This window comes from Bradyrhizobium sp. CCGUVB14, assembly GCF_024199935.1.
GTDB lineage: Bacteria > Pseudomonadota > Alphaproteobacteria > Rhizobiales > Xanthobacteraceae > Bradyrhizobium.
The window spans coordinates 6612786-6634568 of sequence record NZ_JANADS010000001.1 but is presented as its reverse complement, the minus strand read 5'-3'; the positions used below and the strand labels follow the sequence as shown (position 1 = coordinate 6634568).

Genomic DNA, 21783 nt, shown 5'->3' with positions numbered 1-21783 from the left:
GGTATGAAGTCCTTTCGTAACATCCGCGTCATTCCGGTCGTCCTGGTTGCGGTCGCAGGTCTCGCCACACTGAAAGTGGCGGGGCTCGTGATCAATGGCGGCTATGTCTTCGACTACCAGCCGAAGCAGGTGAAAAAGTCCTGGGCGCAGGAGAATCTGAATTTCCCCGGGGGCGAGGACCCTGACATCACCGGGTCCACGCATGGCGCGCCGAAGGAAGCACCCAAGCCGGCCGCGCCCGAGACCAAGATGGAGGGTACCCCGGTCAAGATGGACGAGGCCCAGCCGCAGGTCTCGGCCTCGGAGCGCGCGATCCTGGAACGGTTGCAGGCGCGCCGCCAGGAGATCGAGTCCCGTCAGCGCGAGATCGATATCCGCGAGAGCCTTTTGAAGTCGGCCGAGAAGCGCATCGAGGACAAGGTCGAGGAGATGAAGGCGGTGGAATCCCGCATCACCGCGACCCAGGCCGAGCAGAAGGCCGCCGAGGCCCAGCGCTTGAAGGGCCTCGTGACCATGTATGAGGGCATGAAGCCCAAGGACGCGGCGCGGGTGTTCGACCGGTTGGAAATGGGGGTGCTGATCGAGATCGCCTCGGCGATCGCCCCGCGCAAGATGTCCGACATCCTGGGACTGATGTCGTCGGAAGCGGCCGAGCGGTTGACCGTCGAAATGGCCCGCCGTGCCAATGGGGGCGGGGATCAGGCTGCCTCCGCCAGTGATCTTCCCAAGATCGACGGCAAGCCGACGCAAAAGCCGAATTGAGGGCTCGAGAGGCGCGGCGCGCGGCGGCAACCTGCGCGCCATCGCGCGGTCGTTCGGCCTGCAGGCGGCTGGACGTCCTGCGCGTCTAGTTCGCGACCGGTCGAGCTCAGCGGTCTCTCTCCGCGTCGGATTGCGCGAGAAGGCGACATTGAAGACCCCGTCGCCCTGCGGGCATCACACGATCAGATCGTGCGGTACGAGGGCGTGAGTTGAGCCTGGCCCGTGAGCTGGATCAATGTGCAGCGGGGACAGTTCAGGCATCGGCGCCGCCCCGAATCCATGGACTACGCCGGCATGTTCGTGATGACCGGACGGGTCCGAGGGATCATCCAATCCTGCGCCGGAGCCCGAGCGGTGGTCATGCAAAGCGCCACCCTTGGTGGCGTAAGGTTCGGCCGCCGCGTGCCTCGGCTCGGGCGCAAGGACACCCGAACCGTCTGGGGCTGGCTGCTTGAAATGAAATGAGTCCCCGAGGCGAACCCAGGCAACACGAGGAAGGTCGTTCTCGCCTGTCGGGTCCCGGGGATGTTGCTCGAGCAACTGATTTTCATGGTGTGACGTCTCGATGGGACCTGTGCCGGAGTGGATGCTGCGGTCGACGCCGAGAGCCGTCAGGTCGATGCGCTCAGAGTCTATCTTGAATGCAGAGACGATATCAGGGCGCGCCGCACCGGGATTTGATGTCGAGGCAAAGACGAAATGGTCGTCTCTGGAACTACTGGCAAGAAGATTCCGCTCGTGTTCGCCAGAATGGGCATCGCAACTGTCCTGTGAACTGATCTTGCCATCATCCGGACTTTCGCCGGAGGCAGCGGTGTCACCGGTGCGCGCGTCGTGGGTGCTCGCAGCCACCGTCTGAACGGCGGCCAAACCATCTGCAGCCGTATTGTCTTCGGGGATCGCGGCAGGATGGGACGGGGCGGCGGCATCGTGAGCTGCCGCGTGACCGAAATGGTCGCGATCGTCGGCACCGTGGATTGTGATCGCTATCGTCTGTTCCGTGCCATCGATGGTGGTGACCGTGAAGGTGTCGGTCAATGTGTCACAGGAAGAAAGCGCCTTTACGGCGCAGTTGGTGGTATCGAGCGTGTAGGTCCACACGCCGGCGGCGGTCATCGTGAAGGTGCCGTAGCCGCCCGCGCTCCGCGTCGCACAAGTGACCGGCGTGAATGTGTTGGGCGGGTTGTCGACGTCGGTGTCGGTCAGTCTGCCGCTCGCCGTCGGCTTGCCTCGTTCCTCGCAGTCGGGCTCGGTCACCGAGCCTGTGGTGCAGCCGCGGATGATGGCGGGATCGTTCGTGCCGTGGATGGTGATCGTCACCACCTGCGCGGTGCCGTCGATGGTGGTCACCGTGAAGGTGTCCGTCAGGGTATCGCAGGCGTTCAGCGCCTGGACGGCGCAATTTGCGTTGTCGAGCAGGTAGGTCCAGACACCGTCTGCCGTCATCTGGAAGCTGCCATAACCGTGGTCGCTCACCTTTGGCGAGGTCACCGGCGTGAAGCTGTCGGGAGTATTGTCGACATCCGTATCGGTGAGCCTGCCGGTTGCGGTCGGTGTCCCGCGCGTCCCATACGCGGCTTCCGTTACGGTGCCGGTCGCCGTCCCGGAGATGATGGCAGCATCGTTGGAGCCGTTGATCGTGATGGTAATCAACTGCGGGGTCCCGCCGATGCTCGTCACCGTAAAAGTGTCGGTCAGCGTCTGGCCAATGTTCAACGCCTGTACTGCGCTGTTGGATTGATCGAGCGTGTAGGCCCAGACGCCATCGGCGGTCATCGTGAAAGTGCCGTAGCCGTGTGTACTCGGCGTCGGCGAATTGACGGCCGTGAAAGTGTTGGCGGGGTCGTCGACATCGACATCCGAGAGCTTGCCGGTCGTGACGGATGATCCGGACGAGGCATTGGCGACGCCGCCGGATTCGATCGATGTGCCGGTCGTCATGCCGGAGATGATCGCCGCGTCGTCGACCCCATTGATGTTGATCGTGAAGACCTGCTGGGCCGAAAGCGACCCGTCTGACACGGCGATCACAAAGCTATCGGTGGTCGACGTCTTCAGCGCGTTGATCGCGTCATTGTCGGGAACGAAGGCATAGGCGCCAGTCGTGCTGTTCAGATAAAGCGTGCCAAAAGCGCTGGTCTTCGATACGTCGTAGGTTGCTCCATCCAGCACGGTATTGCCCGTAGCGCCTCCGCTGATGGCGAAAGTCAGCGCGGCGTTGGAGCTGGAACTGCTGGCGCTGAACGTTCCCCTCGTTGCGGTGAAGACGTCAAACACGGCCGTGTCGAGTTCAAGCGGGGGCGCCTGAGCATTCAAGGTCGGCGGCGTCTTCACGATCATGATCTCGGGCATCATGATGACGGGCACCGCTGGCAGTGTGTTCGGCGTCGCGGGTGCGTCGGGCGCTATGAAATGGATCGGCTCCAGCGGCAGGGATTTGACGAACGGAGGGGTGCCGGACCCGTGCGTGCCATATCCCTTCGCGAAATTTTCGAGCGCCTCCTGCTGGACCGCCCGCAGCTCCTCCATGCGCGTCGCGCTGTTGTCGAGCTGGTTCACGGAAACCCCGGAGCCGACCTTACTCAGCACGACCGTTTGCCCGGGATCCTCGACGATGATGTGCCGCGGGATGGCCTCCTTGGTGGTGAGCTCGAACGTGCCGTGCGCAAGGTCCTTGTACGCAATCGTATCGTCGTCGAGGAACGTTACGTTCGGGTCTGCCGCCTCGACCTCTTTGATCATCGAGAGGAGCAATGCCGTGAGCGACAGCATCCCGAAGCCCCCGGCAGAGGCCCGCTCACGAATCTGGGTAGCGGGCGCATCAAGAGCGCCGCTCGTCGCGGTCCTCACTTGGCGGTGCGGGGCCGCGGCGGCTTCGCGCTCGTCCCCGTGCCTTGCAGTGGACGTGCCGAACATTGTTCAACCCCGATTGCCCAAACAGTCGGCCTCAGCCGTCGCCGTACCTTGGCCGGCTTGCCGCGTCACGCGATCGGGAACAGTTTTGTGCCGGCAACGTCAGTCAGGCCCGCTAAAGGCCGTGGTCTCCGAGAATTCCGCCCAGGCGGATCACGGCAGAACTGCTGTCGTTTGCCGGATGCCACGGCTTTGAGAAAAGCTGTTTGAAATTGCCGGGCGCGGATAGTGGCTCTTTTGGGCACCGCGATCAGCCATTCGGATTAAGCCGGAATAACCATTTTGCCTGTCGTGGCTTGTTGTGACGGGTCTGCCATGATGCGGGATGGCTTCACCGACGCTGTCCGAGCCGTTCGGATGCTCAAGGACGATATCTTCTAGAGGAGGAAGCCATGGGCACTCGTGCAACGATTATTCTCGTGGCAGGTCTCGTCCTCGCGCAGGCCGCCTGCGCAGTCCAGGCGCAGAGCGATTCTCCGCGTCGTGCCGTGCTGGACTCGGCGTCAACGCCAATCGGGAAAGTTGTGGCGGCCGATGGCTCGGTCATCATCGAGCATGCGGGTGCCGCCATCGTCCAGGCAAACGTCGCGGGCGACGCCATCCAGACGAAGATCGGAGATCCCGTCTATTCGGGCGATGTGGTCCGAACCGGTGCCGACGGACGGGTCGGCATCAACTTTGTCGATGGAACTTCGTTCAACCTGTCGAGCAACGCGCACATGACGATGGACGAATATGTCTACGACCCGACCGGGAAGTCCAATTCGACGGTTTTCAATCTGACCCGGGGGACGTTCGTTTTTGTTGCCGGCCAGGTTGCGAAGACCGGCGACATGAGGATCGAAACGCCGGTTGCCACGATGGGCATTCGAGGCACCACACCTCACGTCGAAATCTCGGACGACGGAACCACCAGATTCTCCACTCTCATCGAAGAGGGCAAGAACAAGTATACGAAGAAGTCCGGCGCAGCGGGGGCGCCCAAAGCCGAGCAAAGGGTCGAGCACAGGCTCAATCTGAACATTTGCCGCGGCTGCTAGAATTGGTGCTAACCGTGCCATCGCCAGATCTCAGAAGATCGGGAGCCTGACATGGAAGCAAGGTTCTCTATGGCTGAAGGCGGAATCGCGCTTGTCGTCTTGCTGTTGGTCGGCTTGCCGGTCGCAGCCCAGAACGCCAAGGTGAAGGACAGCTATCTCAGCAAGATCGAATTATGCAACGGGACCGGTGCCACCCCGCTCGATGCCCGGATCGACGCCTGCACGGCTTTCATAGAGGCGCGTCAAGGTCCGACCACAGCTCTGGCCATCGCCTATAACAATCGCGGCAACGCCTACACCGCAAGGGGCGACTACGACAGGGCGCTCCGCGATTTCGATCAGTCGATCACACTCAATCCGACATACGCGAAGGCTTTCAACAACCGCGGCGTGGCTCATCTGAGGCAAGGCGAATTTGAACTCGCGATCGAAGCCTTTGATGGTGCGATCAAGCTCGATCCCGGCTACGGCGCTGCCTTCGTCAACCGCGCCGGAGCCTATCTGAAGAAGAAGGACCACCAGCGCGCGGCGCGCGACTACGACGAGGCAATTCGTCTCCAGCCCGACCTGCAGTCCGCATGGAGCGGACGATGCTGGACCCGGGCGGTTCTCGGCGCCTGGCAGGCGGCGCTGGAGGATTGCGACAGAGCGCTTCAATCGGGATCGACCAGCGCTGCCGTGTACGATTCGCGCGGACTGATCCACCTGAAGATGGGTGAATTCGGCGCCGCGATCGACGACTACAATTCTGCCCTGCGAGCTGCCCCGGCATTGGCCAGCGCGCTTTTTGGCCGCGGGCTTGCCAAACTGAAGCAAGGTGACGGGATTGGCGGGGATGCCGACATTTCGGCAGCCAAGACAATTCAGGGGAACATCGGCGACGAGTTCACACGTTTTGGCGTCGCCTCCGACTGAGTTGGCCTGGTCACGCGGAGCGAATCGGAGGTGAATATGGATGCAAGGTTCGCGCTCATTCGAGCTCACGACAGCATTCGCCGCTATCAGCGGTTGTTGAACACGCAGCTGACGGATCTCGAGCGTGAGTACATCGAGAGTCGAATCTCGGAAGAGCGATCGACTATGCAGTCAGTTCGCGAAGCGCGAGGCGAGATAAGTTTCTTGCCGGCCGATGGCGGTGCTTGATTGGCCGTCTTTTTGCGCCCACGCGGCCGATGACGGTGCGCGCGACGACGGGGTGTTAACACCTCCTTAACCCTTTGCTTCCCCAGATTCCGCGCGCGAACGTCTCGGTCCACGAGCAAGGCGTCGCGTCACCCTGTGCCGGATCAAGTCCTCATTACAGCATTAACAAGTCCTTAATTGGCAAAACCTACAGTCGACGGCACGGGCCGGCGCCAGTGCCGGCATGACCCGCCGAACCGGAAGAAATGCCGCCAATGGCGCAGAAGGCTGCCGCTGGATTTGTGTCGCGAGCCCGCGCTTTGGCGCAGGCGTTGTCTCGTCATATTCGCACGGCACCACTGCTCGCAGCCTGCCTGCTGATCGGCTTTCATAATAGTGCCCGAGCGGCCGATACGGTTCGGGGCGAGGCGAGCTTTTCAGCCGGCGGCGGTTTTGCCCGTCTCGTGATCAAGCTCGGCGAAGACGTGCCCTCCGAGGTGACGACCGCCGGCTCCATCCTCATCATCCGCTTCGATCGTCCCGTCGACGTTCCCGTCGACCGGGTGCCGGAAGCCGCGCCCGACTACGTCAATTCGGCCCGGCGCGATCCCGACGGCAGCGCGATCAGGCTGTCGCTGGCGCGGCGCGTCACCGTCAACACCATGAATGCCGGCGAGCGCACCTTCGTCGATCTGATGCCGGAAGGTTGGAAGGGGCCGCCGCCCAGCCTGCCTCAGGAGGTGGTCAAGGAACTCGCCGAGCGCGCGCGGGCTGCCGAACGCGCGCTGCGCGCCCAGCGCGCCGCGGCCGAAGGCAAGAAGCGTCCGCCGATCCGCGTGCGCGCCTCGATGCAGCCGACCTTCGTGCGCTTCGTGTTCGAGATGCCCGACGGCGTCGGTGTCTCTTCCGTGCTCAACGAGCAGAAGCTGACGCTCGCCTTCAACGCCAATCTCAGCTTCGACCTTGCAGATGCCGTCGTCGCCGCGCCGCCGAACGTCGCGTCGATCAAGCAGAAGTCCGATATCGACCAGACCAGCGTCGAGATTGCGCTGATCGGCGATTCCGACGTGCACTCCTTCCGCGACGACAAGAACTACGTCGTCGACATCGCCTTCCAGCCCGACAAGGGCAAGACGGCGGCAACACCTGAAGCGGCGATCGCGAAGGCCGAAGCCGGCGGTCACGGGCCGGCGCCGGCCACTGAAAAGCCGGCGGCCGCAAAGCCGAAGGACGCCCATGGCGAGATCAAGCCGCCGACCTCGGAGACGATCGCGCGCGAAGCCAAAATTGACGTGAAGCCCGAGGTGAAGCCGGAAACGCCCGCGGCGATGCCGCCCGCCGAGGCGCCGAAGCCGGCAGCGGCAATAAATTCGACCGAAGCTCCGCGCGTCACCGAAGCGCCCAAGCCCGCGCCACCCGCGACGGAAGCCGCCGTGCCTGCCGCTCCTGCCAAGCCCGTGATGACCGAAGCGCCCAAAGAGGTCGTGAAGGAAGCCGCGAAGGAACCGATCAAGGAAGAGCCCAAGGAAGCTGCCAAGGAGACGCCGAAAGAAGCACCCAAAGAAACGGCCAAGGCTGCGCCCGTCGAAGCCCAAGCTTCGCCACCGCCCGCGGCGGCGAGTGTCGATGCGCGGCGCGACAGCGACGGCCTGCGCGTGACGTTCCCGCTTCAGGTCTCAACGCCCGCCGCCGCGTTCCGCCGCGGCGACACGGTGTGGCTGGTGTTCGACTCGCCAAAGCCGGTCGACGTCGAAGCGATCCGCACCAAAGGCGGTGCCATGATCGGCGAGGTCAGCCGCATGCCGCTCGAGAAGGGGCAGGCGGTGCGCATCCGTCTCACCCGTCCGCTGGTCTATTCGCTGACCAGCGAGGAGGTCGGCAAGGAGACCAACTGGCTGCTCACGCTCGCCGACAAGATCCAGGCAACGCCGCTGCCGCTGATGATGTCGCGCAACATCACCGATCCCGCGCTCGCCAACATCGCGATCCCCTTCGCCAATCCGGGCCTGATGCACAAGCTCACCGATCCCGACGCCGGCGACATGCTCTATGTCGTCACCGCGCAGCGGCCGGTCCGCGGCTTCATCAAGCGGCAGGATCTCGTCGATCTCTCGCTGCTGGAATCCGCCCACGGCATCGCGATCCGGCCGAACTCCGACGAGGTCGGCGTCGAGGTCGGATCGGACAAGGTCATCCTCGGCAAGAAGGGCGGCCTGACGCTGTCGCCGGTCGACGTTTCGGCCGAGCGCGCACCGACTGCGGTGCGGCCGGTCTTCAATCCCGAGGGCTGGCGCAAGGGCCAGTCGGAAGAGTTCTGGACGCGCCAGAGCGAACTGATTGCGGCGATCTCCGCCGTCGAGCCGGCACAGCGTTCGCTGCCGCGGCTCGACCTCGCGCAGTTCTACATGTCGCGCGCGATGTATCACGAAGCCAAGTCCGTGACCGAATTGATGCTGAGCGATCCCCTCAACAAGGAGGAGAGCGGCGCGTTGATCGTGCATGCGATCTCGAGCATCCTGATCGGACGGCCTGCATTAGGCCTGAAGGATCTCGCCAATCCCGTGATCGGCAACAGCCACGACTCGCAGCTCTGGAAGGCGCTCGCCTATGCGCGCCAGGGCAAATGGGCGGATGCCCGCGAGAAGTTCAAGAATGTCGAATTCGCCATCGCCTCGCTGCCGCTCGACATCCAGCGCATCGTGACGATGGATGCGATGCGCGCCTCGCTCGAGGTGAAGGACTATGCCGGCGCCTCCAAGCGCCGCGGCGAGATCGAGGTGGTCGGCGTGTCGCCGGAAGCTGCGCCCGGCTTTGCCGTGTTGCGCGGCCGGCTCGCCGAGGCGCTTGGTCACGACAAGGACGCGCTCGACGACTACAAATTCGCGGTCGCCTCGAATGATCGGCAAGCAGCGGCGGAAGCCAAGCAGCTCGAGGTCGCGCTGCGGCAGAAACGTGACGAGATCAGCAAGGAAGATGCGCTGAAGGAGCTCGAGACGCTGTCGATGACGTGGCGCGGCGACGCGATCGAGGTCAAGACGCTGCAGATGCTGTCGCAGCTCTATTCCGAGAATGGGCGCTATCGCGACGCGCTCACCGCGGCGCGGACCGCGACCAAGCTGCAGCCGAATGCGGAAGCCTCGCGCCAGGCGCAGGATCTGGCGTCGGATCTGTTTACGCAGATCTTCCTGGGGCCGAAGGGCGACGAGCTGCCGCCGGTCGAGGCGCTGGGGATGTTCTATGAGTTCCGCGAGCTGACGCCGATCGGCCGCCGCGGTGACGAGCTGATCCGCCGCCTGGCCGATCGTCTCGCCTCGATCGATCTGCTCGACCAGGCCGCCGAGCTGCTGCAATACCAGGTTGACCACCGCCTCGAAGGTGCCGCGCGCGCGCAGGTCGCCGCGCGCCTTGCCATGATCTACCTCGCCAACCGCAAGCCCGACATGGCGATCACGGCGCTGCGCGCGAGCCGCATCAGCGATCTCTCCGGCGAGTTGCGGCAGCAGCGCCTGCTGCTGGAAGCGCGGGCGCAGAGCGACGTCGGCCGCCATGATCTCGCGCTCGACATCGTCTCCAACGTCAGTGGCCGCGAGGTGCTGCGGCTGCGGTCTGACATCTTCTGGGCAGGTCGTCGCTGGCGCGAATCCGCCGAGCAGATCGAGCTTTATTACGGCGACCGTTTCCGCGACTTCAAGCCGCTCAATGCGGTGGAGAAGAGCGACATCATCCGCGCCGCCGTCGGCTATGCGCTTGCCGACGACTCGATCGGGTTGTCACGCTTCCGCGAGAAATACGCACCCCTGATGAGCGAGAGTGCGGACCGGCTCGCCTTCGACATCGCCAGCAAGCCGGCCGCGGCGTCCAGCGCCGAATTCGCCGACATTGCAAAACTCGCCGCAAGCGTCGACACGCTCGATGGCTTCCTCCGCGAGATGAAGCAGCGCTTCCCCGACGCCACCGCCCGCGCACCGGCCGCCCCGCAGGCCAAGGACGAGACCGATCATACCGGCTCGCTGCCGACGATCCCGGTCGTGCGGCAGATCAAGATGACGCGATAGAGCATGATCCGGAAAAGTGCGCCGCGGTTTTCCCTCGCGACAAACGCGGAACGCGTTTGCGCGGAGATCATGCTCAAACAATAACCTAAAGCGCGTATCGCGCTTTAGGAACCCTGCTACTTCTGGCCTCTCGACAGGTGCCGGGCGAGACGGCAACCTGTGCACCTTCATGCCGGGAGAACGACGATATGAGCAAGCCTGCCAAGACCGAAGCCGAACTCATCGCCATGGCGCGCGCCGAGTTGAAGGTCCATACCGACGGCCCCGAGGGCATGTCCATCTCGATCGTCCGCGACGGCGACAGCTGGGAGTTCCGTGCCGATGCCGACCAGGCGACACGCGACAAGCCCGGCTTTCCCGAAAGCGTCGCCATGCTGGTGCAGATCGGCGATCACCTCAGCAAGCAGTATGACGTGAAGTAAGGCGCCTGCGGAAATCGCGGCGACTACCCCCCGTAACTCTGCACCAGGCTTCCCGCCACCAGCGACCAGCCGTCGACCAGCACGAAGAAGATCAGCTTGAACGGCAGCGAGATCGTCGCTGGCGGCAGCATCATCATGCCCATCGACATCAGCACCGAGGCGACGACGAGGTCGATGATCAGGAAGGGGAGGAACAGCAGGAAACCGATCTCGAAGGCGCGCTTCAGCTCGGAGATCATGAAGGCAGGGACGAGGATGCGCAGCGCAAGCTCATCGGGCGTTGCCGGCGGCGGCTCGCCGGAGAGATCGAGAAACAGCTTCAGATCCTTCTCGCGCACGTTCTTCTGCATGAAGCCGCGCAAGGGCACGGAGGCGCGCTGGAGCGCGTCCTCGACGCCGATCTGGTTGGCGACGAGCGGGCGGATGCCGTCGTCGTAGGATTTCTGCAGCACCGGCCCCATCACGAAGAAGGTGAGGAACATCGCCAGCGCCAGGATCACCGAGTTGGGCGGCGCTGTCGCCGTGCCCATCGCGGTCCGCAGCAGCGACAGCACGACCACGATGCGCGTGAACGACGTCATCATGATCAGGATCGACGGCGCGATCGACAGCACCGTGAGCAGCGCGATCAGCTGGATCGCGCGCTCGGTGACGCCGCCACCACCAGCACCGCCGCCACCGAGATTGATGCTGATGTCCTGCGCATGCGCAGGCGAGGCAAGCAAACCCGTGGCGAGCAAGGCCGCGGCGATCAGAACAGAAGGGACAAGAACTCTACGCGGGAAGGACGGCAGCCTCACGAAGACGGCTTCGGACGGCCGAGCAGCGAGGCCATCTCGTCTTCGAGATTCTCAAAGCTGGTCTTTTCCGGAGCCGGTCTGGCCGGCGGCGCGGGAGGGGCCGGCGGCTCGGCGCGGGCGGCGCGCGGCGGAGCGGCGGGCGGCTCCGGCGCAACCGGCGGGGCGATGGTCTCGCCGGCCGGACGACGGAGCGCCGCCTCGAGGCGCTGGGCCATCTCGGCGAGATTCTGCTCGGCACTCGATGGCGCGGCGGCAGGGGCCGGCGGCGGAACGGGCGGAGCCTGTAGTCCCGGCGGAGCCTGCGGCACGGGCGGCGGAGGCGGTGGCGCGGCCGCGCGCTCGGCACGCACCGGCGGCACCTTGGCCGGCTCGCTCGCGCGCGGCGGGCGCGGCATCAACGGCGGCTCGCTGCGCGCAACGCGCGGCGGCATCGGCTCGGGGCGGGGCTCACGCTCGGGACGCGGCGGCATCGGTTCCGGCGAGAAACCGCCGATTGCCGGTTCGCTGCGGCGTTCGGCCAGAGCGGGCGCCGGCCGGCGGACTTCGTCGGCGAAGGACGGACGTGCGGGCCGCGGCGGCGGCTCGGGCATTTGCGGCTCGGGATGGTCGAGCACTTCGGGGCGCGGCGCTTCGTCGGCCCAGCTGCCGGCATCGGGCATCGGGGCGAGGCGCGGCGGCTCGGCGGCGCTGGAACGCTGCGGAATCTGGTCGCGGCCGGCTGCGGCGCGCACGATATTCGGTTCGACGACGATGTCGGTCGGACCGCCGATCATCAGGAGATGTTCGACATTGTCACGGCGCACCAGCACCAGGCGCCGGCGGCCATCGACGGCGGCCGCGTCGATCACCGCAAGCCGGGGCATCCTGCCGCGCTGGGTGTTGGCGCCGAGCCGGGTGGTCGCGAATCGGCGGACCAGCCACGCCGCGACGCCGATCAACGCCAGCACGACGATGAACGCGACGATGAAAGTGATAGGGCTACCGTTCATACCTGTCCCCGGCAAATGGCGCTTCTCTCGTGCCTATGGTCAGCCAACCACCGGCGTGCGATGCCCCAAAAACTGCGATCTCTTAACGTTCCGCGGCAAGTTTTGCCGTCCCCAACCCTTAATAACCTATGAATCGCCCGATCCAAAACGACTTCTTGGCCTGTGCGTGGGCCGCCAAGCGGTTGGGTTAATACGGCTTTTGGAATGCGTAGAATCACGGGGGGACACAATGCGTGTCTCAATCAGAAACACGCATCTGCCTCGCCTTAACCACCTGTTAACCATACACGCGGCAAATTCTGCCTAGCTTCGGGCCACACTCCGCACTTGGGGCCCGCAAGAGGCGGAAGGAGCCGCAACGATGTCCATCAACGATCTTCCGGTGCTGTCGGCGCTTCGCACCAAGATGCAGTGGCACCAGGAACGCCAGCGCGTCCTGTCCGAGAACGTCTCCAATTCCGACACCCCCAATTTCCGCCCGCGCGAGCTGGTCGAGCCGAAATTCGACAAGACCGGCGCTCCGGCGGGCTCGATGGGGCCTCTCGCCATGGCCGTCACCAGCGCTTCGCACATGACGCCGTCAGGCGCGGCCTCGAGCTTCGACCAGAACAAGAACGCGGGCTTCGAGACCCGTCCGGCGGGCAACGCCGTCAATCTGGAGGAGGAGATGATGAAGTCCGCCAACAACCAGATGGATTATGCGGCCGTCACCTCGCTCTACTCGAAGAGCCTGCATCTTCTGAAGACCGCGATCGGCAAGGGCTAGAGCTAGAGGACGCAGACCATGGCGAATGACAGCAGTGATTTTGCCCGCTCGATGGCGATCGCGACCTCCGGGTTGCGGGCGCAGGCCGGGCGCATGCGGGTGATCTCGGAAAACATCGCGAATGCCGACTCGACCGCGCCGATCGCAGGCGGCGATCCCTATCGGCGCAAGGTGCCGACGTTCTCCTCGGCGCTCGACCGTGCGCTCGACGCGCAGGTCGTGACGCTCGGCAAGATCAAGCCCGACCAGTCCAACTTCCGCGTCAAATACGAGCCAAGCAATCCGGCGGCGGATGCCACCGGCAACGTCAAGTATCCCAACGTGAATTCAGTGGTCGAGATGACCGACATGCGCGACGCGCAGCGGTCCTACGAGGCCAATGTCAACATCATCAGTGCAACGCGCCGGATGATCCAGCGCACGCTCGACATCCTCAAGAGCTGAACAGGAAACCCTAGGCCATGGCAACACCGACAATCGCGGCCAATGCTTATGCCAACCTTGCCCGCGTGCTGGAAAACACCGGCGCCGGCAAGGGCAGCGAGGCGAGCGGGCAGTCCTTTGCTTCGCTGCTGAAAGACGCGGTTGGCAGCGTCATGGAATCCGGCCGCAAATCGGACGCGCAGACCGTCGCAATGGCCTCCGGCAAGGCCAACGTGATGGATGTGGTGACGGCGGTCGCCGACACCGACGTCGCGGTGTCCACGCTGGTCTCGGTCCGCGATCGCGTGATCGCGGCATACGAAGACATCATGAAGATGCCGATCTGACGAGAGCGGTGAGTAGCGAATGGCGAGTGGGGAGTTGCTCCCATTCGCCATTCGCTACTCACCATTCGCAGCCATCAAGACAACCAACAACGGAATTCTGCAATGACCGGACCCGAGACCCTCGACGTCGCGCGCGATGCGCTCTGGACCATCGTGATCGTGTCGTCGCCGCCCATGGTGGTCGGCCTCGTGGTCGGCGTCATCGTGTCGCTGTTCCAGGCGTTGACCCAGATCCAGGAGCAGACGCTGGTCTACGTGCCGAAGATCCTGGCGATCTTCGCCACAATGCTGCTGGCGCTGCCGTTCATGGCCGACGCGCTCCATTCCCACATGATGCGGATCTCGTCGCGAATCATCGGCGGGTAAGGCACAATGCGCCCACCATGCGCATCGACGTCTCGCTGCTGCCGGCGCTTGCCGCGGCCTTCATGCTCGCCTTCGCCCGGGTCGGCGCGATGGTGATGCTGCTGCCGGGGCTCGGCGAGACCAACATCCCGACGCGGGTGAAGCTGTCGATCGCGCTGCTGCTGACGCTGATCATCCTGCCGCTGCATCGCAACGCCTATCAGGTCGACATGGGTTCGCTCGCGCCGATGCTGGTGCTGATGCTGCATGAGATCGTGATCGGCATCGTGCTGGGCGCGACCGCGCGCGTGACGCTGTCGGCGCTCCAGGTCGCAGGCGCCGTGATCGCGCAGCAGATGGGGTTGGGCTTCGTGACCTCGGTCGATCCGACGCAAGGGCAGCAGGGCGTCCTAGTCGGCAATTTCCTCACCATGCTGGGTGTGACGTTGCTGTTCGCCACCGACAGCCATCATCTGGTGATCGCTGCGTTGAACGACAGCTACGCGATCTTCGCGCCGGGCGAGACGGTGTCGAGCGGCGACATCGCCTCGCTTGCCACGCGGGCTTTCTCGGCCGCGTTTCTGCTCGGCTTGCAGTTGTCGGGGCCGTTCCTGGTGTTCGGCCTCGTCTTCAATATCGGGCTCGGCGTGCTGGCGCGGCTGATGCCGCAGATGCAGGTCTATTTCGTCGGCGTGCCGCTGTCGATCTTCGTGGGTTTCATGGTGCTGGCCCTGGTGCTTGCGGCGATGATGGGCACCTATCTCGACTACTTCATCGGTGTCATGCACCAGATGCTTCCGTTGAAATAAGAGAGATCGATGGCGGAAGACAACGATCCAGAGAGTCAAACAGAAGACCCGACGCAAAAGCGCCTCGAACAGGCGCTCGAACGCGGCGACGTCGCCAAGAGCCAGGAGATCAACACCTGGTTCATGATCGCGGGCGGCACGCTCGTGGTTTCGACCTTCTCCGGCTCGGTCGGCAGCGGCCTCTTGATGCCGTTGCGCAACCTGCTCGCCAATTCCTGGATGATCAAGACCGACGGCGGGAACCTGCTCGCGCTGATGCAGCAGATCGAGGTCGCGGTGTTGGCGGCGGTCGGCGTGCCGCTCCTGATGCTGGTGATCGCGGCCATTGCCGGCAACATGCTGCAGCACCGGCTGGTATGGTCGGCGGAATCCCTCACGCCCAAATTCAGCAAGCTCTCGCCCGCCGCCGGCTTCAAGCGCATCTTCGGCAAGCAGGCGGGCGCCAATTTTCTCAAGGGCATCGGCAAGCTCATCGTGCTCGGCGTGGTCATGACCACGATCCTGTGGCCGGAGCGGCATCGCATGGAGGCGATGGTCAAGCTTGATCCGGCCGCGATGATGGGCGCCATTACCAGCCTGACGGTCCATCTGCTCGGCGCGGTGGTCGCAGCGCTCGCGATCATCGCCATCGGCGACTATTTCTTCCAGTATCGCAGCTGGTTCCAGCGGCAGAAGATGTCGCTCCAGGAGATCAAGGAAGAGTTCAAGCAGTCCGAAGGCGACCCGCACATCAAGGGCAAGCTCAGGCAGTTGCGCCAGCAGCGCTCCAAGAAGCGCATGATGGCTGCGGTTCCCAAGGCCTCCGTGATCATCACCAACCCGACCCACTATTCGGTGGCGCTGTCCTACGAGCGCGGCATGTCGGCGCCGATCTGCGTCGCCAAGGGTGTCGACAATCTCGCTTTCAAGATCCGGGAGATCGCGCGCGAGCACGACATTCCGATCGTCGAGAACGTGCCGCTGGCCCGCGCGCTGTACGCCACCGCCGAAATCGACAAGGAAATCCCTGTCGAGCACTACCATGCGGTCGCCGAAGTCATCGGCTACGTCATCCGGCTGAAGCGCGGTTTCAGCGCCGCGCGGCAATAAAACCCCCGAAAAGTACCGGAAATGGCTGTAAACTGGGAATCAGCGTACGTTTCGCCCCTGCCGCCCTTGCGTCCGCGGGTCCAATTCAGGCAGGGAGGACCCCACGCGCCGCGTAGCGCGCTGATTCTCTGCCGACAGGCTGCACAAGCGTGAAATGACCGCCGAGACCGACCACGACCTGTCACGCGAGCCCGTTGCGGCGCATGAGCCGTCGCCGCGCTCGGGCAGCATTGTGCTGGTGCTCCTGGTGGCCGCCGGCCTTGTCGCGGTCGCCATCGGGTTGATGACGCTCGGACGCGCGCAGGCGCAGCCCTATATCCTCGGCATCCTCGCCGTGCTGGCGATGATCGGCCTGTTCAATCTGTTCGCCTTCGCCGCCGGCATCATCCGCTTCGTCGATCGCAGCCTTGACGATCCCGTGATGGGCCGCATCGCCGATCACGCCTTCGACGGCCTCGCGGTGACCGATCCGCGCGGCCATGTGGTCTATTCCAATGCGGCGTATCTGACGCTGACCGGCGCCTCCGGCCCGCAGGACGTGCGGCCGGTCGAGCGCGTCTTCATCGGCAATCCCGACGTTTCGGAAGCCGTGTTCCGCCTGCTCAAAGCTGCGCGCGAAGGAAAACGGCAGCAGGAAGAAGTGCGCATTTCCGGCCAGGACGGCAGCCACGGGCGCTGGCTGCGCATGCGCGTGCGTCCGCTCGGCACCGGAAAGCGCGAAGCCAAATATGCGGTGTGGTCGATCGCGGACATCACCCGCGACCGCGAACGCCAGGAGGACGTGTTCCAGGAGCTTCAGCACGCGATCGAGTATCTCGATCACGCGCCGTGCGGCTTCTTCTCGGTCAATCCCGCCGGCGAGCTCGCTTATGTCAATGCGACACTGGCGAACTGGCTCGACTATGATCTCGCCGAGATCGGCTCGGGCGGCTTGAAGCTCGCCGACATCGTCTCCGGCGACGGCGCTTCGCTGCTGAGCGCGATCGTGGCGGTGCCGGGCGAAGTGAAGACCGAAGTCTTCGACATCGATTTGCGCATGCGCACCGGCAAGACGATGCCGGTCCGGCTCTATCACAAGCTCGCCTTCGGTGCCGACGGCGCGCCGGGGCCGTCGCGCACGCTCGTCATCAGCCGGGCCCGCGACGAGCGCAGTGATCCCGATCGTGCAGCCGAAGTGCGCTTCATGCGCTTCTTCGACCACACCCCGATGGCGATCGCCACCGTCGAGCGCGGCGGCAACGTCGTGCGGGCGAACGCGCGCTACGCCAAGCTCGCGCAGGGCCTCGGGCTCGACAGCGCCAGCAAGTCGATCTTCCGCGCCGTCAACGCGCGCGACCGCCACCTTTTGATTGCAGCCATCAATCAGGCCGCCGAAAACCAGGCCGACATCGCGCCGGTCGAGGTGGCGCTGGAGGGGACCAAGGAGCGCTGGGGCCAGTTCTTCGTCACGCCGGTCGATGCGGCCGAGAACGAGGCCGAAGCCGCGATCGTGCACATGCTCGAGACCACCGAGCGGCGCGCGCTGGAGAACCAGATCAACCAGTCGCAGAAGATGGAGACGGTCGGCCAGCTCGCCGGCGGCATCGCTCACGACTTCAACAACGTGCTGTCCGCCATCATGATGGCGAACGACTTCCTGCTGAACGCGCACAAGCCGACCGACCCGTCGTTCCAGGACATCATGCAGATCAAGCAGAACGCGACGCGGGCTGCGACCCTGGTGCGTCAGCTGCTCGCATTCTCGCGGCGACAGACGCTGCGGCCGCAGGTGCTCGATCTCGGCGATGCCTTGTCCGATCTCACCATGCTGCTGCGCCGGCTGATCGGCGAGAAGGTCAAGCTCGACCTGATCCATGGTCGCGATCTCTGGCCGGTCAAGGTCGACGTCTCCCAGTTCGAGCAGGTCATCGTCAATCTCGCGGTGAACGCGCGCGACGCCATGCCCGACGGCGGCAAGCTGATCATCCGCACCGCCAATGTCGCGACCGACGAGGCAGGCAAGCTCGCCTACAAGGGCATGCCTGCGGCTGACTATGTGCGGATCGAGGTCGCCGACACCGGCACTGGCATCCCCGCCGACATCCGCGACAAGATTTTCGAGCCGTTCTTCTCGACCAAGGAAGTTGGCAAGGGCACCGGCCTCGGGCTGTCCACCGTCTACGGCATCGTCAAGCAGACCGGCGGCTTCATCTACGTCGATTCCGAGCCGGGTCAGGGCACCTCGTTCCACATCTTCCTGCCGCGCCATCACGCCGAGCCGGAAGTGCAGGTCGAGCAGCCCGCGGCGGTTGCCGCGACCAATGGTGCTGCGAAGGAAGCTGCACCTGCAACTGCGGAGGCGAAGCCGCGCACCGATCTCACGGGGCAGGGCACCATCCTGCTGGTCGAAGACGAAGAGGGTCTGCGCGCGCTGAACGCACGCGGCCTGCGCTCGCGCGGCTACACCGTCGTCGAAGCCGAGAACGGCGTCGAGGCCATGGAGGTGCTGGAGGAGCAGAGCGGCGGCATCGATCTCGTCGTCTCCGATGTGGTGATGCCGGAGATGGACGGGCCGACGTTGCTCAAGGCGATGCGGGAGAAGAACCCCGACATCCGGTTCATCTTCGTCTCCGGCTACGCCGAAGATGCCTTCGAGAAGAGCCTGCCCGAGGGCCAGCAGTTCGACTTCCTGCCAAAGCCGTTCACGCTCAGCCAGCTCGTGGCGGCGGTGAAGGAGACGATGACGAAGCAGGGGTGAGGCTCAGCTGTCGTCCTGGCTTTTGCCATGACGACAGCGCGGATATCGCGTTAAACCCGCCGGTAATCCGCGACCACAGTTCCCTCCCGCATTCGGCCAACTCCCCGGCAAATATGGGCTTTTGCCACATCCCCGCGACTGAGGGCCGCAGCCGGGGGTTCCGAAACCGGCTTCCTTTTTGTAGAAGGCTGCCCATCTTAGGAGCGCGTCCCCATGCCGGGGATTTGGGAAACGAACATGAATTTCTCGCAATGGTCCCGCAGTCTGGTGAAGACGATTGCCGTCGTTCTGGCGCTCGCGCTGCCGACGGCGCTTGCGATCTCCTCCGCTGACGCCCGCGTCGGCGGCGGCGTCTCGTCGGGTTCGCGCGGTTCGCGGACCTTCTCGGCCCCGCCGTCGACCACGACCTCGCCGGGCTCAACCTCGCAATTCAACCGCACCTACAGCCAGCCGGGCGCCGGCATGAACACGGCTGCGCCCGCGCGCGGCGGCCTGTTCGGCCGCGGCGGCGGCTTCCTGGGTGGTCTGGCGGCCGGCTTCCTCGGCGCAGGCCTTCTGGGCATGCTGTTCGGCGGTGGCCTGTTCGGCGGCCTCGGCGGGCTCTCGTCGATCCTGGGTCTGATCATCCAGATCGTGCTCGTCGTGTTCGTGGTGCGGCTGGCGATGTCCTGGTGGCAGCGCCGCAACGCGCCGCAGGCGGCCTATGCCGGCGCTGACGGCAGCGCCGGTCAGGGACCGCAGACGAACTATCGCAGCGGCCTCGGTGGTGGCCTTGGCAGTGGTCTTGGCGGCGGCTTCGGCTTCGGCGCCAACAACGCGCCGCTCGAGATCAAGCCGGACGATTACGAAGCATTCGAGCGTCTGCTTGGCGATATCCAGGCCGCCTGGTCGAACGAGGACGTTGCAAAGCTGCACACGCTCGCGACCCCGGAGATGGTCTCCTACTTCGAGAGAGACCTCGCAGAGAACCGCGCGCGCAATGCCGTCAACAAGGTGACCAACGTCAAGCTGTTGCAGGGCGACCTCGCGGAAGCCTGGCGCGAAGGCGAGACCGACTATGCGACGGTGGCGATGCGCTTCGCGCTCACCGACAAGACGGTCGACCGCAACACCGGCGCGATCGTCGCCGGCAGCGAGCAGCCGGGCGAAGTCACTGAAGTCTGGACGTTTGCTCGCCGCCCCGGCAGCGCCTGGGAATTGTCGGCGATCCAGCAGACCAACTGATCGCGCTTGACATGAGAAACCGAGGCGTCGTGCTTCCAGCACGGCGCCTTTTTCTTTTGGACGTCTCGCATCGCGGCATCGGAATAAGCGGGCGCGCGTCGGGTTGACATCAGGTGGCCAAATACAAACACAACTGGGAGGACAGGATGATCCGCATCGCAAGATCCGTGACGGTGTCAGGCCTCGCGCTCGCTGCAGCCTTGCTTGCGACGCCATCGGCGCAGGCGCAGTCGGCCGGCATGACGTTCTTCGTGACTTCCAACGGTCCGGGCAAGGGCGCCGATCTCGGCGGCCTCGATGGCGCCGATGCGCAGTGCCAGAAGCTGGCGCAGGCCGGCGGCGCCACTGCAAAAACCTGGCACGCCTATCTTTCGACGCAAGCGGCCGACGGCAAGCCCGCCGTCAACGCAAAAGACCGCATCGGCAAGGGACCGTGGCAGAACGCCAAGGGCGTGGTGGTCGCCAAGGACGTTGCCGACCTGCACAGCGCGGCCAACAATCTCACCAAGCAGACCGCGCTCAGCGAGAAGGGCGAGGTCATCAACGGCCGCGGCGACACGCCGAACCGGCATGACATCCTGACGGGATCGCAGGCCGACGGTACCGCCTTTGCCGCGGGTGAGGATAAGACCTGCAAGAACTGGACGTCGAGCACGCAAGGCGCGGCGATGCTCGGTCATGTCGACCGTCAAGGCCTGCGCGACGACGAGCCGTCAAAGTCCTGGAACAGCTCTCATCCCTCGCGCGGCCCCGATGGCGGCTGCTCGCAGGCCGATCTGAAGACGACCGGCGGCGACGGTCTGCTGTATTGTTTCGCGGCGAATTGAGCGGCTGAGCTCTCCTCCGTCACTGCGAGCCACCGGGTCCGCGCGAAGCGCGGCCCGATGACAGGCTCCGCGAAGCAATCCAGAATCCCTCCGCGGTGACAGTCTGGATTGCTTCGTTTGCGCTCGCAATGACGTGTGGGGCCAATGGGACGCTCACGACGACGGGACTTGCGTCGCGTGCTAGGCTTGTCCTGCGCGCGTCTCAAAGGACTGTCTCATGAAATACGAGCTCTACTACTGGCCCGAGATCCAGGGCCGCGGTGAATATGTGCGGCTGGCGCTGGAGGAGGCGGGGGCGGCTTACGACGACGTCGCACGCGGCCCGCGTGGCTCGGCCGCGATGATGAAGATGATGGAGGCGCACAAGGGCACGCCGCCCTTTGCGCCGCCGTTTCTGAAAGCGGGCAAGCTCGTCATCGGCCAGACCGCCAACATCCTGCTCTATCTCGGCGCCCGGCACGCTCTCGCGCCGAAGACGGAAGCAGGACAACTCTGGGTGCACCAGCTTCAGCTCACCATTACCGACCTCGTGGTCGAGATCCACGACACCCATCATCCGCTCGGGCCTTCGCTGTACTATGAGGACCAGAAGCCGCCGGCGAAGAAACGCACCGCCGAATTCTGGGACGAACGCGTACCGAAATATCTCGGCTATTTCGAACAGCTTCTCGACGACAATGGCGGCGCCTATGTCACCGGTCGGCGCCTGACTTACGTCGATCTCTCACTGTTCCAGATTGTCGCCGGCCTGCGCTATGCCTTCCCCAAGCGCATGAAGGCGTTCGAGAAGAATATCTCCGGCCTCGTCGGCCTGCACGACCGGGTCGCGGCGCGGCCGAACATCAAGGCCTATCTCGCAAGCGAGCGCCGGATTCCCTTCAACGAGCAAGGCATCTTCCGGCGCTACCGCGAGTTGGATCATTAGAGCGTTTTCGAGCGAAGTGGATACCGGTTCGCGTGAAGACAACGCGTCAAAGCAAGAAGCTTTAGCCGGTCCGGACGGAGGCTGGCGGCAGCTCCCGTTCCGGACCGGCCGCTTCGGGCGCGATCGGTCGCCCAAAGACGGGATGGCTCCCGACCGGCTGTGCGCGCTCCGGACCGGATCGACCGTCC

Annotated in this window: 18 protein-coding genes; 15 read left to right on the top strand and 3 right to left on the bottom strand. The window is 64.6% G+C overall.

Going from position 1 to position 21783, the window contains the following annotated elements; translation table 11 throughout:
* Positions 1-3: 3 nt before the first annotated feature.
* A complete protein-coding gene (locus NLM32_RS31235; RefSeq protein ID WP_254132576.1) occupies positions 4-762 on the top strand; it encodes a MotE family protein in 759 nt (252 codons plus the stop codon).
* Between the two features lie 174 nt (positions 763-936).
* Here NLM32_RS31235 and NLM32_RS31230 read toward each other — a convergent pair whose 3' ends face one another.
* The gene (locus tag NLM32_RS31230) at positions 937-3678 is read right to left on the bottom strand and encodes a VCBS domain-containing protein (protein WP_254132575.1); all 2742 of its coding nucleotides are present in this window, start codon (positions 3676-3678) and stop codon (positions 937-939) included.
* Between the two features lie 389 nt (positions 3679-4067).
* Between NLM32_RS31230 and NLM32_RS31225 the strand changes: the two genes are divergently transcribed.
* The 4 genes from NLM32_RS31225 (at position 4068) to NLM32_RS31210 (ending at position 10314) form a co-directional block, all read left to right on the top strand.
* Positions 4068-4715 carry a FecR domain-containing protein gene (locus NLM32_RS31225; RefSeq protein ID WP_254132574.1) on the top strand — a complete coding sequence of 216 codons (648 nt, stop codon included), beginning with the start codon at positions 4068-4070 and terminating at the stop codon, positions 4713-4715.
* 141 nt (positions 4716-4856) lie between these two features.
* A complete protein-coding gene (locus NLM32_RS31220; protein ID WP_254132573.1) occupies positions 4857-5630 on the top strand; it encodes a tetratricopeptide repeat protein in 774 nt (257 codons plus the stop codon).
* Positions 5631-6112: 482 nt separating this feature from the next.
* A complete protein-coding gene (locus NLM32_RS31215; RefSeq protein WP_254132572.1) occupies positions 6113-9892 on the top strand; it encodes a tetratricopeptide repeat protein in 3780 nt (1259 codons plus the stop codon).
* Positions 9893-10080: 188 nt separating this feature from the next.
* Positions 10081-10314, top strand: a complete 234-nt coding sequence (locus NLM32_RS31210; protein ID WP_254132571.1) for a hypothetical protein — start codon at positions 10081-10083, stop codon at positions 10312-10314.
* 23 nt (positions 10315-10337) lie between these two features.
* On the opposite strand, the gene fliP is transcribed toward NLM32_RS31210, so the two are convergent.
* Both fliP and NLM32_RS31200 read right to left on the bottom strand, forming a co-directional pair.
* Positions 10338-11114: a flagellar type III secretion system pore protein FliP gene (gene fliP / locus NLM32_RS31205; RefSeq protein WP_148778219.1), complete on the bottom strand. Its 777-nt coding sequence runs from the start codon at positions 11112-11114 to the stop codon at positions 10338-10340.
* Positions 11111-12103: a flagellar biosynthetic protein FliO gene (locus NLM32_RS31200; RefSeq protein WP_254132570.1), complete on the bottom strand. Its 993-nt coding sequence runs from the start codon at positions 12101-12103 to the stop codon at positions 11111-11113. The genes fliP and NLM32_RS31200 overlap by 4 nt, the downstream gene beginning before the upstream one ends.
* Before the next feature lie 361 nt (positions 12104-12464).
* On the opposite strand from NLM32_RS31200, the gene flgB reads away from it, so the two are divergent.
* The 10 genes from flgB to NLM32_RS31150 all read left to right on the top strand — a co-directional run bounded on the left by flgB (position 12465) and on the right by NLM32_RS31150 (position 21595).
* Positions 12465-12869 carry a flagellar basal body rod protein FlgB gene (flgB, locus tag NLM32_RS31195; RefSeq protein WP_254132569.1) on the top strand — a complete coding sequence of 135 codons (405 nt, stop codon included), beginning with the start codon at positions 12465-12467 and terminating at the stop codon, positions 12867-12869.
* A gap of 18 nt (positions 12870-12887) precedes the next feature.
* Positions 12888-13313, top strand: coding sequence for a flagellar basal body rod protein FlgC (gene flgC / locus NLM32_RS31190; RefSeq protein ID WP_254132568.1), 426 nt, complete (start codon positions 12888-12890; stop codon positions 13311-13313).
* A 17-nt stretch (positions 13314-13330) separates the two neighbouring features.
* Positions 13331-13639 (top strand): flagellar hook-basal body complex protein FliE, encoded by a 309-nt coding sequence (gene fliE, locus NLM32_RS31185; protein ID WP_200473261.1) that lies wholly within the window; start codon positions 13331-13333, stop codon positions 13637-13639.
* A 102-nt stretch (positions 13640-13741) separates the two neighbouring features.
* Positions 13742-14005: a flagellar biosynthesis protein FliQ gene (fliQ, locus tag NLM32_RS31180; protein ID WP_254132567.1), complete on the top strand. Its 264-nt coding sequence runs from the start codon at positions 13742-13744 to the stop codon at positions 14003-14005.
* Between the two features lie 17 nt (positions 14006-14022).
* Positions 14023-14793 carry a flagellar biosynthetic protein FliR gene (gene fliR / locus NLM32_RS31175; protein WP_254132566.1) on the top strand — a complete coding sequence of 257 codons (771 nt, stop codon included), beginning with the start codon at positions 14023-14025 and terminating at the stop codon, positions 14791-14793.
* Between the two features lie 9 nt (positions 14794-14802).
* Positions 14803-15882 (top strand): flagellar biosynthesis protein FlhB, encoded by a 1080-nt coding sequence (gene flhB / locus NLM32_RS31170; protein WP_254132565.1) that lies wholly within the window; start codon positions 14803-14805, stop codon positions 15880-15882.
* Positions 15883-16036: 154 nt separating this feature from the next.
* Positions 16037-18619: a cell cycle histidine kinase CckA gene (gene cckA, locus NLM32_RS31165; RefSeq protein WP_254132564.1), complete on the top strand. Its 2583-nt coding sequence runs from the start codon at positions 16037-16039 to the stop codon at positions 18617-18619.
* A 213-nt stretch (positions 18620-18832) separates the two neighbouring features.
* Positions 18833-19843 carry a Tim44 domain-containing protein gene (locus NLM32_RS31160; RefSeq protein ID WP_254132563.1) on the top strand — a complete coding sequence of 337 codons (1011 nt, stop codon included), beginning with the start codon at positions 18833-18835 and terminating at the stop codon, positions 19841-19843.
* 146 nt (positions 19844-19989) lie between these two features.
* Positions 19990-20670 (top strand): lectin, encoded by a 681-nt coding sequence (locus NLM32_RS31155; RefSeq protein ID WP_254132562.1) that lies wholly within the window; start codon positions 19990-19992, stop codon positions 20668-20670.
* A gap of 217 nt (positions 20671-20887) precedes the next feature.
* The gene (locus tag NLM32_RS31150; protein ID WP_254132561.1) at positions 20888-21595 is read left to right on the top strand and encodes a glutathione S-transferase; all 708 of its coding nucleotides are present in this window, start codon (positions 20888-20890) and stop codon (positions 21593-21595) included.
* Positions 21596-21783: the final 188 nt, after the last annotated feature.

What these genes read in the sequence shown, in the direction of transcription:
- NLM32_RS31235 (WP_254132576.1), top strand. Translation starts at nt 4, where the DNA reads ATGAAGTCCTTTCGTAACATCCGCGTCATTCCGGTCGTCCTGGTTGCG.
- NLM32_RS31230 (WP_254132575.1), bottom strand. Translation starts at nt 3,678, where the DNA reads ATGTTCGGCACGTCCACTGCAAGGCACGGGGACGAGCGCGAAGCCGCC.
- NLM32_RS31225 (WP_254132574.1), top strand. Translation starts at nt 4,068, where the DNA reads ATGGGCACTCGTGCAACGATTATTCTCGTGGCAGGTCTCGTCCTCGCG.
- NLM32_RS31215 (WP_254132572.1), top strand. Translation starts at nt 6,113, where the DNA reads ATGGCGCAGAAGGCTGCCGCTGGATTTGTGTCGCGAGCCCGCGCTTTG.
- NLM32_RS31210 (WP_254132571.1), top strand. Translation starts at nt 10,081, where the DNA reads ATGAGCAAGCCTGCCAAGACCGAAGCCGAACTCATCGCCATGGCGCGC.
- NLM32_RS31200 (WP_254132570.1), bottom strand. Translation starts at nt 12,103, where the DNA reads ATGAACGGTAGCCCTATCACTTTCATCGTCGCGTTCATCGTCGTGCTG.
- flgB (WP_254132569.1), top strand. Translation starts at nt 12,465, where the DNA reads ATGTCCATCAACGATCTTCCGGTGCTGTCGGCGCTTCGCACCAAGATG.
- flgC (WP_254132568.1), top strand. Translation starts at nt 12,888, where the DNA reads ATGGCGAATGACAGCAGTGATTTTGCCCGCTCGATGGCGATCGCGACC.
- fliE (WP_200473261.1), top strand. Translation starts at nt 13,331, where the DNA reads ATGGCAACACCGACAATCGCGGCCAATGCTTATGCCAACCTTGCCCGC.
- fliQ (WP_254132567.1), top strand. Translation starts at nt 13,742, where the DNA reads ATGACCGGACCCGAGACCCTCGACGTCGCGCGCGATGCGCTCTGGACC.
- fliR (WP_254132566.1), top strand. Translation starts at nt 14,023, where the DNA reads ATGCGCATCGACGTCTCGCTGCTGCCGGCGCTTGCCGCGGCCTTCATG.
- flhB (WP_254132565.1), top strand. Translation starts at nt 14,803, where the DNA reads ATGGCGGAAGACAACGATCCAGAGAGTCAAACAGAAGACCCGACGCAA.
- cckA (WP_254132564.1), top strand. Translation starts at nt 16,037, where the DNA reads ATGACCGCCGAGACCGACCACGACCTGTCACGCGAGCCCGTTGCGGCG.
- NLM32_RS31160 (WP_254132563.1), top strand. Translation starts at nt 18,833, where the DNA reads ATGCCGGGGATTTGGGAAACGAACATGAATTTCTCGCAATGGTCCCGC.
- NLM32_RS31155 (WP_254132562.1), top strand. Translation starts at nt 19,990, where the DNA reads ATGATCCGCATCGCAAGATCCGTGACGGTGTCAGGCCTCGCGCTCGCT.
- NLM32_RS31150 (WP_254132561.1), top strand. Translation starts at nt 20,888, where the DNA reads ATGAAATACGAGCTCTACTACTGGCCCGAGATCCAGGGCCGCGGTGAA.